The sequence below is a fragment of the Salinicola sp. RZ23 genome, from assembly GCF_003206675.1.
Taxonomy (GTDB): Bacteria; Pseudomonadota; Gammaproteobacteria; order Pseudomonadales; family Halomonadaceae; genus Salinicola; species Salinicola endophyticus.
In genome coordinates this window covers 243-13,711 of record NZ_PZJK01000027.1, presented here as the reverse complement: position 1 = coordinate 13,711, position 13,469 = coordinate 243, and the positions used below count along the sequence as shown (strand labels likewise).

Annotated in this window: 13 protein-coding genes; 9 read left to right on the top strand and 4 right to left on the bottom strand. The window is 59.6% G+C overall.

Going from position 1 to position 13,469, the window contains the following annotated elements; translation table 11 throughout:
- Positions 1-444 precede the first annotated feature (444 nt).
- The gene (locus tag DOM67_RS19405) at positions 445-2,892 is read left to right on the top strand and encodes a P-loop NTPase fold protein (protein ID WP_110678916.1); all 2,448 of its coding nucleotides are present in this window, start codon (positions 445-447) and stop codon (positions 2,890-2,892) included.
- A 357-nt stretch (positions 2,893-3,249) separates the two neighbouring features.
- Positions 3,250-3,996 (top strand): GNAT family protein, encoded by a 747-nt coding sequence (locus DOM67_RS20250; RefSeq protein WP_348627312.1) that lies wholly within the window; start codon positions 3,250-3,252, stop codon positions 3,994-3,996.
- A 115-nt stretch (positions 3,997-4,111) separates the two neighbouring features.
- Here DOM67_RS20250 and DOM67_RS19395 read toward each other — a convergent pair whose 3' ends face one another.
- Positions 4,112-4,564, bottom strand: coding sequence for a GNAT family N-acetyltransferase (locus DOM67_RS19395; RefSeq protein ID WP_110678914.1), 453 nt, complete (start codon positions 4,562-4,564; stop codon positions 4,112-4,114).
- A gap of 618 nt (positions 4,565-5,182) precedes the next feature.
- Between DOM67_RS19395 and DOM67_RS19390 the strand changes: the two genes are divergently transcribed.
- Positions 5,183-5,689: a GNAT family protein gene (locus tag DOM67_RS19390; RefSeq protein ID WP_110678912.1), complete on the top strand. Its 507-nt coding sequence runs from the start codon at positions 5,183-5,185 to the stop codon at positions 5,687-5,689.
- 54 nt (positions 5,690-5,743) lie between these two features.
- On the opposite strand, the gene DOM67_RS19385 is transcribed toward DOM67_RS19390, so the two are convergent.
- The gene (locus DOM67_RS19385) at positions 5,744-6,310 is read right to left on the bottom strand and encodes an HPP family protein (protein WP_348627311.1); all 567 of its coding nucleotides are present in this window, start codon (positions 6,308-6,310) and stop codon (positions 5,744-5,746) included.
- A gap of 163 nt (positions 6,311-6,473) precedes the next feature.
- On the opposite strand from DOM67_RS19385, the gene DOM67_RS19380 reads away from it, so the two are divergent.
- Together DOM67_RS19380 and DOM67_RS19375 are read left to right on the top strand one after the other, a co-directional pair.
- The gene (locus tag DOM67_RS19380) at positions 6,474-7,376 is read left to right on the top strand and encodes a methyltransferase domain-containing protein (RefSeq protein ID WP_110678910.1); all 903 of its coding nucleotides are present in this window, start codon (positions 6,474-6,476) and stop codon (positions 7,374-7,376) included.
- On the top strand, positions 7,373-8,377 hold the full coding sequence (locus DOM67_RS19375; protein WP_110678908.1) for a methyltransferase: 1,005 nt from the start codon (positions 7,373-7,375) through the stop codon (positions 8,375-8,377). Before DOM67_RS19380 ends, DOM67_RS19375 begins: the two co-directional genes overlap by 4 nt.
- Here the strand turns inward: DOM67_RS19375 and DOM67_RS19370 are convergent.
- A complete protein-coding gene (locus DOM67_RS19370; RefSeq protein ID WP_110678906.1) occupies positions 8,361-9,605 on the bottom strand; it encodes an HDOD domain-containing protein in 1,245 nt (414 codons plus the stop codon). The two genes, DOM67_RS19375 and DOM67_RS19370, sit on opposite strands and share 17 nt — an antisense overlap.
- A gap of 103 nt (positions 9,606-9,708) precedes the next feature.
- Positions 9,709-10,242, bottom strand: coding sequence for a transcription elongation factor GreB (gene greB / locus DOM67_RS19365; protein ID WP_110678904.1), 534 nt, complete (start codon positions 10,240-10,242; stop codon positions 9,709-9,711).
- 174 nt (positions 10,243-10,416) lie between these two features.
- Here greB and DOM67_RS19360 point away from each other — a divergent pair, with 174 nt between their 5' ends.
- The 4 genes from DOM67_RS19360 (at position 10,417) to DOM67_RS19345 (ending at position 13,205) form a co-directional block, all read left to right on the top strand.
- On the top strand, positions 10,417-11,058 hold the full coding sequence (locus DOM67_RS19360; protein ID WP_110678902.1) for a hypothetical protein: 642 nt from the start codon (positions 10,417-10,419) through the stop codon (positions 11,056-11,058).
- A 308-nt stretch (positions 11,059-11,366) separates the two neighbouring features.
- The gene (locus DOM67_RS19355; RefSeq protein WP_110678900.1) at positions 11,367-11,993 is read left to right on the top strand and encodes an NUDIX domain-containing protein; all 627 of its coding nucleotides are present in this window, start codon (positions 11,367-11,369) and stop codon (positions 11,991-11,993) included.
- Positions 11,994-12,036: 43 nt separating this feature from the next.
- Positions 12,037-12,483 (top strand): DUF1249 domain-containing protein, encoded by a 447-nt coding sequence (locus DOM67_RS19350; protein WP_110678898.1) that lies wholly within the window; start codon positions 12,037-12,039, stop codon positions 12,481-12,483.
- The gene (locus tag DOM67_RS19345) at positions 12,483-13,205 is read left to right on the top strand and encodes a phosphodiesterase (protein ID WP_110678896.1); all 723 of its coding nucleotides are present in this window, start codon (positions 12,483-12,485) and stop codon (positions 13,203-13,205) included. Before DOM67_RS19350 ends, DOM67_RS19345 begins: the two co-directional genes overlap by 1 nt.
- Positions 13,206-13,469 lie beyond the last annotated feature (264 nt).

The window sequence follows — 13,469 nt, the reverse complement described above, 5'->3', positions numbered from 1 at the left end:
TGCACCGTGCATAGGGCGCTGAACCTCGCCAGTGCCGAGATGGCCTCAGGTCTTGTCACTACTGTCGCGGATGAGGGGAAGAGACGGAAAAGTTCGGCGGGCTTATGCAGTTTTTCTCTCTCACTCCAGCTGGTAGAGGGATCTACATGCCTCCTCTACCGCGACATTAGGCCGGTCGATGAGTGATTAGGGGGATTCCTTAACAGGTTTGGATCATGTTATGTGTTCCAGTGTGCAGACAGGAAGGATAGCCGCTGATGCCTCAGGGAATAGATCTGTTGTATCTATGGATTCATTTCCACTGTGCATATTAAATGCTTGATGCGCTTTTTCCTAATTGTGATGCGCCTGCAGGAAAGTAAAATTTTTAAATCGATGGTTGAAAAGGTTGTCGGGATATAGCATAGCATTTCTAATAATCAAGTATTAAATTAGGGGGTCTCTATGATTTCTCTTTCTCAGGGTGAAGAAAATCTCAGGCAACTGATTCAGTCACGTGAAGGGGCTCAAGGTTTAAATGAAGCCCAGACACGGTTCCATGTGATCGATAGGGTATTGTTTGACTGCCTAGGATGGGACCGTGAGTCAGAAGTTGAAGTTGAACATGCCGAAGGTGGAAAGTTTACGGACTATGAATTGGGTAAGCCTCGTCTTGCAATACTGGAAGCTAAAAGAATAGACAGTGTTTTTGAGTTGCCTGCCGGGGCTAAAAAAATTTATAGGAGTGATCTCAAGTCACTAATGAAAGCCAGTAGTAACTTCAGTGATGCAGCTGAGCAGGCGAGGGCTTATTGCAGTAGTAGAGGCGTGCCTGTCTGTATAGTCAGTAATGGTGAGCAGTACGTGGCATTCTTGGCCTCTCGACAAGACGGAGTATCAATTTTCGAAGGTAAGGCATTGGTGTTCTATAGCCTCGATGCGATGCTTGATAATTTTCCGCTAGCTTGGAAAATGATTTCATCAGAGGGTGTAAAAGAAAGAAATATTTTCAGTTACTTGTCAGATGGTCCAGTAGGTATCCCGAACAAACTGTCTTCTAGATTGAACGGTTATCCGACTATAAGGTATGCAAGTGAGGTTCAAGCTACTCTGCGGCAGCTCTCAGAGCTTTTTTTGCAAGATGCTGTAGAAAGCCCCGAGCAGGAAGAACGTTTTTACAATGAATGTTATTGTACCAGCGGGGCTCTGTCGAAGTACGCGCTATTAAGTAAGCAGATTCTAGAATCTCGTTACGCTTCACTGTTTGATAAAAAAGAGTCGGCACCATATGTGGCCCCCGTTAAAGGCAAGAAAAAAGACAATTTCACCCCCGATATTTTGACTGAGTCATCTGCGAAAAGGCCTATTGTACTGATAGGTGATGTAGGTGTTGGAAAAACATCCTTTGTCAAAAGTTTGATTTATAATAGCGCGTACGAGGAGTTTAAAAACGCTATATATGTATATATAGATCTTGGCACTAACGCATCGTTGACTAGCGATTTAAAATCGTTCGTGCTTAGTGAGATTGAAGACCAACTATACTCTAAGTATGGCGTCAATGTTGAAGATTTTGGGTTCGTTAAAGGCGTATACGCTTCTGAAATAAATCGTTTCAACGGTACTATGTGGGGGCAGAAAAAAGATAGCGATACCGCGCTGTATGAGACGAAGCTTTTTGAGATGTTAGAGGGGCATATAAAGCAGCGTGACAAGCACCTTAAAAAAAGCATATCCGCTTATTCTAAATCATCAAAGCGGCAGATAATTATAGCTATAGATAATGCAGATCAACGTACTTATGAGGTACAGCAAGATGCCTTTATAATTTCCCAAGAGCTGGCCAAGGAGTGGAGCTCGACAGTATTTATCTCTGTTAGGCCCCAGACGTTTTTTAAATCTAAACGTTCAGGGGCTTTGTCGGCTTATCCGCATAAAGTGTTTACAATATCTCCTCCTAGAATAGACGAGGTTATTACTAAGCGTTTGACTTTTGCTTTAGAAATGGCTGAAGGCTCGATACCAATTGAAACTTTAGATAGCGTGAGAGTAAATGCTGGTAATTTGGCGGTTTTTATTAGGGCTTTGTTAACTTCTCTTGAAAGGAGTGCTGAGCTCAATGAGTTTTTGACGAATATTACCGGGGGTAATATTCGAGCTGCCATAGCCTTTGTGACTAGCTTTATTGGTAGTCCCAATGTTGACGCCGACAAAATAATACGCATTATGCAAGATGAGGGGTCTTACTTAATTCCTCTTCACGAATTCACAAAGTCTGCTGTGCTTGGAGACTATTCTCACTACAATCCTGATACTTCAGATGCGCTAAATATATATGATCTTGATTACCCTGGCTCCCATGGTCATTTTCTAATTGCGTTTTTGCTCTCCTATTTAATGCAGTCTGGACCGCATAGAGACAACGATGGCTTTGTTCAATCCAGGTTTGTATTCGATGAGATGCAAGATTTGGCTTTTAATTCTGAGCAAGTCTCAAAGGCCTTGCGGAGGTGTACGAATAAAAAGCTAATCGAAACATCTCAGAGGATAACATTTGAAGAAGATGTTAATGGTGCCTTAATTGGTGAAATGCCTGACGCGTTTCGTATAACTAGCGTAGGTGCTTATCACGTCAATCGATGGGCCGGAACATTTACCTATCTCGATGCTATGGTTTTCGATACGCCGATTTTTGATGAGTCTGTTAGGGATTTGCTCGTTGAGAACATTGGATCTCTAGCAATTGCTGATCGGTATCGCAGGGCAGCTAGTTTTAAAAGCTATCTAAATAGCTGTTGGCAGAAGACCGCCGCGAAACCTTCCTATTTTAATCTGCTGGATATATTTCACGCGGGGAAACCAACTTTTTTTACGGTTAAACGAGCGATAGATGCAAACGCGAACAGCGCTTAAGTCGGTACTCATGGAGCATGGTGCTGTAGCATCAGCACAGGAGGGCTATCCATTTTGGCATTCTAGGTGGGTGTTTTGGTATGCCCAGTGGTATAAAGGGTCCTGATATGGATATTGAAAATTCTTTATAAACAGTGATTTGTTAGGACTTTTTTAATCCTATCGGGGGCCTCTCCCTCGATTTCCGTGCTTATCGCACAGCACAACGTAACGTGGTTCTGCCGCTGCTGAGCTATCGGCGTTGCACCTGTTTACCTGTACTGCTCGCCCCTGACCGGCTCCCACAGCGTCATCGAGCGCGCAGATCCCGCGCGGAAAGCGGCGTCAGGTGGCTTGGGGTAGTCATCGACCATTGCCTTGTGCGAGATCTCTTACAAAGTTGGACCAAATAGTCTTAGAAAACTGGTCCTATGGCGGGCGGTCAAATTCGCTATCCTGTGTGGGTGCCCGATTGGGCCTGCGTTTGAACCCGGCCCTTTGGGCCGGGTATTTTCGTTTCAGCCCCGCAAACCCCTGGCCGGCTCGGTAACGCTCGCAGGGGCAGGCTGGATCTCGAAAAGGCCCGAGTCTAATGACGCTGACACTCGTTCACCCTACGCAGGGGCGCGCCAGTCGGCCTTTCTGGCCGCCGTTCGGCACAGCCAGCCGCTGTTGGGTGGCTGGGTCTTCCCACCGGCAACGCCGCAAGCCTACGCCGACTTTCTCTCCCGCTACGCGGCGGAAACCCACGTGAGCTACCTCGCCATTGCCCCCGATGGCAGCCTGATCGGCTGCGTCAATCTGAATGAGATCGTCCGCGGTGCGTTGCAATCCGCCTATCTGGGCTATTACGGCTTTGCGCCGCACCAAGGCCGGGGATGGATGAAGCAGGCGCTGGGCGAGGTGATCACCCGCGCCTTCGATAGGCATGGCCTGCATCGGCTGGAGGCCAATATCCAACCCGCCAACCGCCGCTCGATCGGTCTGGTGCAATCCCTGGGCTTTCGCCATGAAGGCTTCTCGCCGCGCTATCTGCGCATCGATGGCGAATGGCGCGACCACGAGCGCTACGCCATCATCACAGAAGAGTGGGGTGGTGGGCGCGAATCCGGTTCCACGTCTTGAGCCCGCCTTGAAAGCCATTGCCGAGCGCTCCTGGCGCCGGCCCATGGTGGCCCAAGGCCCATTGGAAGGGGCACATAGCGCGCTGATCCTCGCGGATACTCGGCGCGAGATTCTCTTATGGATTACTCGTGACCGGGCGGGTTTTGACGAACTTCATCAAGCCGCGATCCCGCTTTTCAAACGGGAGCCAGCCGGCGCGCTCGTAGAACGCGTAGGCGCGGCTGCCGATCTCGGTTTCCAGCCAGATCTCGTCGAAGGTGGCGAAGAGGTGGCGCTCGGCGCGTTCGAGAAGACTGCGGCCCACCCCTTGCCCTTCATGGTCGGCGCGGACGAAAAGCCCAAACACGCATGCGGTCTCATTGCGTACCATCGAAAAGCCGACGGGTACTCGATCAATCTCCGCAACCCAGAGACAAGGGCCCTGGGCGAGCATGGCGGCAATGGTCTCCGGCGTGATGCCCATTTCGGCGAGCTGCTCGAGCGAAAGATGGTTCTCCGCCACGCTTGTGCGAATGGCGAAGATCTCCCCGATGTCTGTCTCTCTCGCTTCTCTCACCTGAATTGGCATGGATCGATACCCCTGGCAGTGATTGAAAAGCCCATCGGCGATTATTTTGAGGCACCCAGTGGCCTTAGGCGAGCTTGCTTGGCGGTTGGGAGCCGTGGCTAAGTGTTCCTGCGATGGACAACCATACGGTCAGCTTTTGGAGCTAGGAGGTATATCGCCTGGTATATCTGGATCGTAGAGCTTCGGTAATTCCAAGCTAAAACAGATGCTTAACTGTCGTTATGGAATCCTATCGGGCCAGCGGCAGTGCGAATTCTTGGGCCTCTCCCTCGATTTTTCGTGCTTATCGCACGGGACAGCGTGACGAGGCCCTGCCTTCCCAGACTGCTCGCCCCTGCCATGACGCACTCTGGTGCCGCTCGGAAAAGGCGCTGATCGAACGGAGATAGCCCACCAACCTTCACCTTGTGCGAGATCTCTTACAAAGTTGGACCAGATAGTCTTAGAAAACTGGTCCTATGGCGGGCGGTCAAATTCGCTATCCTGTGCGGGTGCCCGATTGGGCCTGCGTTTGAACCCGGCCCCTTGGGCCGGGTATTTTCGTTTCAGCCCCGCAAACCTCTAACCGGCTCGGTAATGCTCGCAGGGGCAGGCTGGATCTCGAAAAGGCTCGACCCGATGACGCTGACACTCGTTCACCCTACGCAGGCGCACCAGTCGGCCTTTCTGGCCGCCGTTCGGCACAGCCAGCCACTGCTGGATGGCTGGATCTTCCCGCCGGAGACGCCACAGGCCTACGCCGATTTTCTCTCCCGCTACGCGGCAGAGACCCACGTGAGCTACCTCGCCATTGCCCCCGATGGCAGCCTGATCGGCTGTATCAACCTGAATGAGATCGTCCGCGGTGCGCTTCAATCCGCCTATCTGGGCTATTACGGCTTTGCGCCGCACCAGGGCCGGGGATGGATGAAGCTGGCGCTGCGCGAGGTGATCACTCACGCTTTCGATAGGCACGGCCTGCATCGGCTGGAGGCCAATATTCAACCCGCCAACCGCCGATCGATCGGTCTTGTGCAATCCCTGGGCTTTCGCCATGAAGGCTTCTCGCCGCGCTACCTGCGCATCGATGGCGAATGGCGAGACCACGAGCGCTACGCCATCACCGCAGAAGAGTGGGATACCTGAGAGAGATGCGCAGATGCGCTCGTCATCTGCGGTCTGGGGAACGTCTGGGCTGCCTTACCACCAGTGCTGCGGATAGCGCCGGTGCCGGGCCAGATTATTGATCACCACCGCCACGCTGAGCATCAGGATGCAGCCGAGGCCGACCGGGAAGAAGGCGTAGATCCAGCCGAGCTGGTGCAGTTCGCCCGAGCCGATCACCGCGATTAGTGCAGTGGCGCCGCCGGGCGGGTGCAGGGTGTGGGTGAGCTGCATCAGCAGGATGGCGGTGGAGACCGCGACCGCGGCGGCGATCCAGCCGTCCCCCAGTAGCGACCAGGTGACGAAGCCGCAGAGCGCCGAGAGCACGTTGCCGCCGAGCACATTGCGTGGCTGGGCCAGCGGGCTCTCCGGGGCGGCATAGAGCAGCACCGAGGTGGCGCCGAACGAGCCGACCATCAGCAGTGGGTGGGCCTGGGTCGCCTGGGTGCTGAGCCAGCCCACGCCGGCCATGCCCAAAAAGGCGCCGAGCCAGGACCACAGCGCGTCGCGCCAGTTGGGGGCAGGGCGCGAGACCGGGCCGCCTTTCATCTTGCTCAGATATTGCTTCACCATGGGGTAGGTATCGCCATGTGTGGGATTCATGGGGGGATTGAAGGCGCGCTATCTTGCCAGCTCGTGTCGATGTGGGGAAATACGCCTTGGCAATAGCCTCATGACCGCCGCGCCGGGACGCCCACGGTGGGCATTGCTACAATGCCCGGCTTTCCTTGCCGCAGAGCCCGCCCATTCATGTCCGATCTTGCTCATGTCCAATCTCTCCGATAGCGCCGGTGGCCTTCATGGTAATGATGTGCCGGTGGCCCAGGACCGCATCTTCGATGGTCTGGCCGACAAGTTCGCCTCCAGCCTGTATGCCACCGCGCGCGGACGTATCCGCCTGGCGGTGCTGACGCCGCTGCTGGAGCAGGCGCTGCCGGCGGAGGGTTCGGCGGCGCTGGACGTGGGCGGTGGCCTGGGCCAGATGAGCGCCTGGCTTGCCGCGCGGGGGCATCGGGTCACCCTGGCGGAGCCCTCCGCCGAGATGCTGGCCCGGGCTCAAGAGACATTGGCGCAAACCCCGTCGGATATTCCGGTGCAGGCTCTTCAGGCGCCGCTGCAGGCGCTCGGCGAGCTTGCCCCTGGGCCGTGGCCGCTGGTCGTGTGTCATGCGGTGCTGGAGTGGCTGGCCGACCCGGAAGCCGGGCTGCGCCAGCTTGCGGCACTGCTGGCGCCGCAGGGGCGGCTGTCGCTGATGGTGTTCAACCGCGATGCGCTGCGCTTCTCCAATGTGGTCAAGGGCAATCTCGACAAGGCCCTGGAGGATCGCCTGTCCGGTACCGGCCAGCGCCAGCGGTTGACCCCGATCTCGCCGCTGACCCATGCGGATATCGTGAACTGGTGCGAGGCCAGCGGGCTCAAGATCGAGCGTGTCGCCGGAGTACGCATCTTCCATGACTACCTGCGCGAGCGCGAACCCAGCGAGGCCGACCTGGCCAAGCTGATCGCGCTGGAGCGCCGCTACTGCGAGACCGAGCCGCACTGGCGTCTGGGCCGCTATTTGCACTATCTGATTCGCCCCGCGGGGTCGGCCGAGGATCGCCGGCTGACCGCTGCGTCTGAGCGGGGCGAACACCCCCGAGACGCGCATCTTCAAGGAGAGAACCGATGAAGGCACAAACGCCCCCGTGTGAACTGCTGGCGCGCCAGGACGCGGACTACCGCGGCTGGCTGTGGGTGGCGCCGCCGCGGGATAGCTGGCTGGAGAGCGGCGAGGGCGTGGTGTGGAGCGCCGATCTCGCCGTGGTGAACGCATGGCGTGCGGCGGGGCGCGAGGCCCACGCGGGGCTGACGCTGCCGCCTCTGGCGCCCCCCGGAGCAGTGCTCTTCTGGCCCAAGAGCCATGCCCAGGGCGAGTGGTGGCTGCGCACCCTGAGCGCGACCCTGCCCGCCGGCACCCCGATCCAGGTCGTCGGTGAGCATCAGGGCGGGATCAAGCGTGTGCCCAAGGTGCTCGCGGCCATGGCGCACGCCTGCCGCAAGCTGGACAACGCCCGTCGCTGTACCCTGTTCGCGACCGAGGCGGGGGAGGGTACGCCCGACCCGGAGGCCGGCTGGGAGCAGTTCGAGACCCACGGGCTGGCACTGGCGACACACCCCGGGGTGTTCGGCCATGGCAAGCTCGACGAGGGTACCCGGCTGCTGCTGGAGACGCTGGCAGCGCTCGATGCCCGTGGCGAGCTACCCTCCGGACCGACCCTGGATATCGGTTGCGGCGACGGCATTCTGGCGGCGTGGTTCGCGCGCCAGGGCCATGCGGTGACCGCCACCGATGTCAGTGCCTTTGCGGTGGCGGCGACCCAGCGCACGCTGGCGCTCAATCAGTTGGAAGGAGAGACGCGTCAGAGCGATGTGTTCGAGGCGGTACCGGAGCGTTTTGCGCTGATCGTCAGCAACCCGCCGTTCCATCAGGAGCGGGCGGTCGACTACGGCCCGGCGGCACGTCTGATCGAGGAGGCGCCGGCGCATCTCGAGGCCGGCGGGGTGCTACTGCTGGTGGTCAATGCCTTCCTGCCCTATCCCGATTGGCTGACGGCGGCGTTCGGCGAGTTCGAGACCCTCGCCGATAACCGCCGCTACCGTGTCTATCGCGCGGTCAAAAGCCGTCGCTAGTCGTTAGCTCGCCGACGATGTGCAGCGCGCGCTGGTTGGCGGCGCTGACGTCGGTGGGCTGGATGCCCAGTTCGCGCAGGCGCCCCCAGGGGATCTCGTTCCAGTCGCCGTGCTCCAGCTTGATCGCGGTGTCGAGCAGCGCGCCCAGCGGCCCCTCGTGCTGCAGCAGGGCGGCATTGATCGAGGCGTGCAGCGGCAGGATGGCGACCAGATCCTTCAGCGGGCGGTCGAAGAACGCCTCCAGGTAGGAGAACAGGCCGACGATGAAGGCGCGCTCGGAGAGCAGCGGGTCGTCGAGCGTCAGCTCGCGGCACAGGCTGGCCCGGGCCAGCGCCAACTGGCGCAATGAGTGGGGCTTGTCGTCCAGCTCGCTGAGCGCCAGCAGGGTGGCCAGGCTGCGGATACGCTGGGTGCCGATCAGGGTGACCGCCTGGTGCAGCGAGGTGATCTGGCCTGCGCGCTGATACAGGGTGGTATTGACCAGGCGCAGCAGGCGCACGCCGAGTGCCGGGTCACGTTCGATCGTGGCGGCGACGTCGCGGGTGCTGACCTCGGGCTGGTTGAGTTCGGTGATCAGCTTGAGGATGGTCAGGCGTGCGGTGGTGACCGGCTTGCCGTGGACGATCTGCGGGCGCGCCAGGAAGTAGCCCTGGAAGTAGTCGCAGCCGGCGTCGAGACACTGCTCCAGCTCCGCTTCGGTCTCGAGCTTTTCGGCCAGCAGCTTGAGATGCGGATGGTGGCGGCGCAGCAGGCCGATCACCCAGTAGAGTTCATTGTTCGAGTAGTGCGGGTACTCCAGTTTGACGATATCGACCAGTGGCAGGAAGGGGTGGGTGGCGTCGTGCTCGGTAAAGTCGTCCAGCGCCAGCGTATAACCCGCCTTGCGCAGTTCGATCAGGCGCCGGCACACGGCCTCGGTGCAGGGGGTGTCCTCGAGAATCTCCACGACCAGGTGGGTATTGTCGAAGGGGATGTCGCCAGCCAGGGTGTCGGCGGTGAAATTGACGTAGAGATGCTTGCCCTGGCCCACGGCGTTGAGATCCCCCTGGGTGAAGGCGTTGAGCAGTACCGTGCTGGTGGCGCGATTGCCGTCGAAGGGCAGCGGCATGGGGCCGCCGTCGGTGGGGCGGAACAGCAGCTCGAAAGCGACGATCTCCCGCGAGCCGTCGAAGATCGGCTGACGCGCGAACAGCACCGATGTCTGATGAGGGTCGGAGAGCGCTGACATGGCAAGCTCCTCATGAGTGTCGGGCTTGGCCGCTGCCGCCCCTGCAGGGCGCTTTATCGGCCGTTGCTAATCGTTTTGAACGCGGCTTTCGTGGAAGCCCGACTCAGCCAGGGGCGTAGTCGATCGCCGTGATGACGTAGTGCGTCTCTCCGCCCGGTGCGGCGACCACCACGTCGTCGTCCAGCGCCTTGCCCAGCGTGGCCTGGGCAAGCGGGGCGTCGATGCTGATCCAGTGCTTGGTGGTGTCGGTTTCGTCGTGACCGACCAGACGAATCGAGAGCTCCTCGCCGTCGTCGTCCTCGAGGGTGACGAAAGCGCCGAAGTAGACCTTGCCGGTGTCCGCAGGCAAGCGATCGACCACCTGCAGTTCGTCGAGGCGCTTGCGCAGATAGCGGATGCGCGCGATGACTCGATTGAGCTCTTTCTTGTTATAGGTGTAGTCGGCGTTTTCGCTACGGTCGCCCAGCGCGGCGGCCTCGCCCACCTTGGCCGATAGCTGGGGGCGCTTGACCCGTGAGAGGTGGTCGTGGATGCCTTGCAATCGATCATAACCCTGCGGCGTGATCAGGTTACTCTTTTTCTCCTGGCGCGGGTCCTTCTTGGGATCGCGCCAGCGGGTCATGTTGCGTCCTTGCATGCGTTGTCTCTGAAGGGTCTTGCGAACATTGGCTGGCCTCCTAGATTACCGCATCGAACGGCGCCGCGACCACGCGCGTAAGGCCCGGCGGAGCCGCATGCGACTAAAACCCAATGGCCCTGTATTCAAACGCTCGTTAGATTTTTCTCAGGATCGCAACCGGAGCGACGACTCATGCCACGCTTTGCCAAGACGATGATGGGTATCACCGCTGGAGTAGTCCTGAGTGCGGGGCTGATCGGCAGCGCCGCAGCCCAGCAGAACGAGCTCTTTCCGCTGATGCAGCGCTGGGGCAACGTCGAGTACGAGATGCAGGGGGATGCCCAGCAACGTGCCTTCGAGAGCCTGGTCAAGGAGGCCGATAAGCTGGCCCAGCGCTATCCCGACAATGCCCACGTGCTGACGGCGCAGGGCGTGGTGCTGGCCTCCTACGCCAAGGCCAAGGGCGGCCTGGGGGCGCTGGATCTGGCCAAGCAGGCGCGCAAGGCGCTGGAGCGGGCGATCCAGATCGACCCCCAGGGCGAGAACGGCTCGGCCTATGTCACCCTCGGGGCGCTCTATCAGCACGCGCCGGGCTGGCCCATTGCCTTCGGCGACGACGACAAGGCGGGGGAGCTGTTGAAGCGCGCGGTGGAGATTCGTCCCGACGGCATCGATACCAACTTCTACTATGCGCAGTACCTGGAAGATCAGGGCCAGCACGCCGAGGCCCGCCAGTATGCCGAGCGGGCAGTGAAGGGGCAGGCGCGCAAGGGGCGTGCCTCGGACGAGGCGCTGCGCCAGGAAGTGCGCCAGTGGCTGGCACGGCACGGCTGAGCCTGCCGAGACCGCATGTCCCTGCCAGGCTCTCGCATCATCTCTCGCGATCACTCTCACCACGGGAGGCGTTGACGCCGACGCTTCCCGGTTATTGGCATCACCTCTCTCAGGGCACCTGCTTGCCCTTGCTCTCTGCGTCCTCTTCTTGCGCTATCCGGGGGCTGTCTGCCGTTGGCAACCCGTGCGGGTGGCAGCCCATGGCCGGGGTAGCCCGGTCATGACGGCGATCCACGCCGATGACAGTGGTTGGAAAGCCGGTTATCTGCCTCAATAGAGGGAGGCTACCGACGACAGGAGCAAGAGGCATGGCGCAGCATCCCCGAGAGCCCGGCCGATTCGATGCCGATGATGTGGAGCGGGTGGAGACCGAGCTGATCTATGACGGTTTCTTTGCGCTGGAGAAGCGCCGTCTGCGCCATCGTCTCTTCAATGGCGGCTGGAGCGAGACCGTAGATCGCGAGGTCCATGTTCGCCGCGATGCCGTGGGCGTACTACTCTACGATCCGGCGCGCGACCGTGTCGTGCTGGTAGAGCAGGTTCGGGCGGGCGCGCTCGACGACGCGCGCTCACCGTGGAAACTGGAGCCTGTGGCAGGGTTGGTCGAGGCGGGCGAGTCGCCGGCCGAGGTGGCACGCCGTGAGGCCCAGGAAGAAGCCGGTTGCGAGATTGATGAGTTGATCGAGCTGCACCGGTATTATCCCAGTCCAGGTGCCTGCACCGAGCAAGTGACGATGTTCTGTGGTTTGATCGATAGCTCGGGGGTGGGCGGCGTGCACGGGCTCGACACCGAGCACGAAGATATTCTGGTTCACGTCATGCCGTTCCCGGATGCCTGGGAGAGGCTGATGGCGGGCCATTTGGACAATGCCATGGCGTTGATCGGTTTTCACTGGCTGGCGCGGGAGCGCGCCGGGCTGAGAGCTCGTTCATAGTGGCTTCACCGCGGTCGACGCCATGCCACCGCAGGAGAAAAATATGGTCAAGACCGCCTATGTCACCGACCTCAAGGCACTGCAGGCGGAGTGCAGCAGCAACTACGTGAGGCTGTGCCGGCTGGTGGCCGACATGGCCGCGGGCGAGGTTCGCGAAGTGCCCCTGGCCGGCGAGCGCGCCCGTTTCGGTACCCTGTGGCTCGAAGTGCTGGAGCAGGCACCCTACACCACGATCGCCCGGGTCTCGCAGACCGGGGTCATGGATGGCTTCATCGACTCGCCGCGGATGACCGTGCACCTCTATCACGACGCCAATATGGCCGAGGTCACCGATTTTCAGCGTCAGCGCCACTTCCAGGGCCGCTATCGCTATCCCAACCCGCGCATGCACCAGCCCGACGAGAAGCTCCAGCTCAATCGCTTTCTGGGTGAATGGCTGCAGCATGGTCTCGCCCATGGTCACGCGGCCGGTATCCCGGAAACCCCCTGATGCGCGTGATTCAGATTACCGATTGCCATCTGCTCGCCGACCCCGAAGGGGCCTCGCGCAAGGGGTTCCCGCTGCGTCAGCTCCAGGCCGTGGTACGCCGCGCGGCGCAGCTGCGCCCCGATGTGCTGCTGGTCACCGGCGACGTCTCCCAGGACGAGACCTCCGCTACCTATCGTCTGGCCAGCGAAGCCTTTGCGCGGCTCGGGTGTCCCTGGTTCTGGATTCCCGGTAACCATGATCAGCCCGAGCTGATGGAGGAGTGGCAGCCGGCGCTGGACGAGATCGACCTCGAGCACTGGCGCATCCTGCTGCTGGACACGCGGATCAGCGGGCAGCCCGGTGGGGCGGTCGGACAGACCCAGCTGCAGCACCTTGCCGCGCAGCTCGAAGACGATGACCGGCCCACCCTGATCGCGATGCACCATCCGCCGATCGCCATCGGCTCGGTATGGATGGATGCGATCGGGCTCGAGGACCGCGACGCCTTCTGGCAGACCCTCGCCGCCTATCCCCAGGTCAGGGCGATCCTGTGCGGGCACATTCACCAGGCTTTTGCCGCCTGGCAGGGGCTGGTAGCGGTCTATGGCTGTCCCGCCACCTCCGATCAGTTTCTCCCCGGCAGCCACGAGTTCAGTGTCGACGAAGCCGCACGCCCCGGGCTGCGCGTAGTCGATCTCGAGGGCGAGCTGCTGTCGACCTGGATCGAGCGCGTCGAGCTGTAGCGTCACCCGGATACAGGTCGTCTCGCGGTGCAGAGCGGTGCGTCCTGTCCGGCTTCTTTATAACTAAATCAGATTTTGAGATTAGCTTTCATTCTTTGACGTTATTACCGCTCTCTCGCTAGGGTGACGGCTCTACGATTCCGAGCCGTGCCTTCACGAAGCACGTGACAGCGAGATTCCCCCATGGCAGATCGATTGGTTAGCGCACAACGTCAAACCCACCTCAAGCAGCTCGAGGCGGAGTCGATTCACATCATCCGCGAG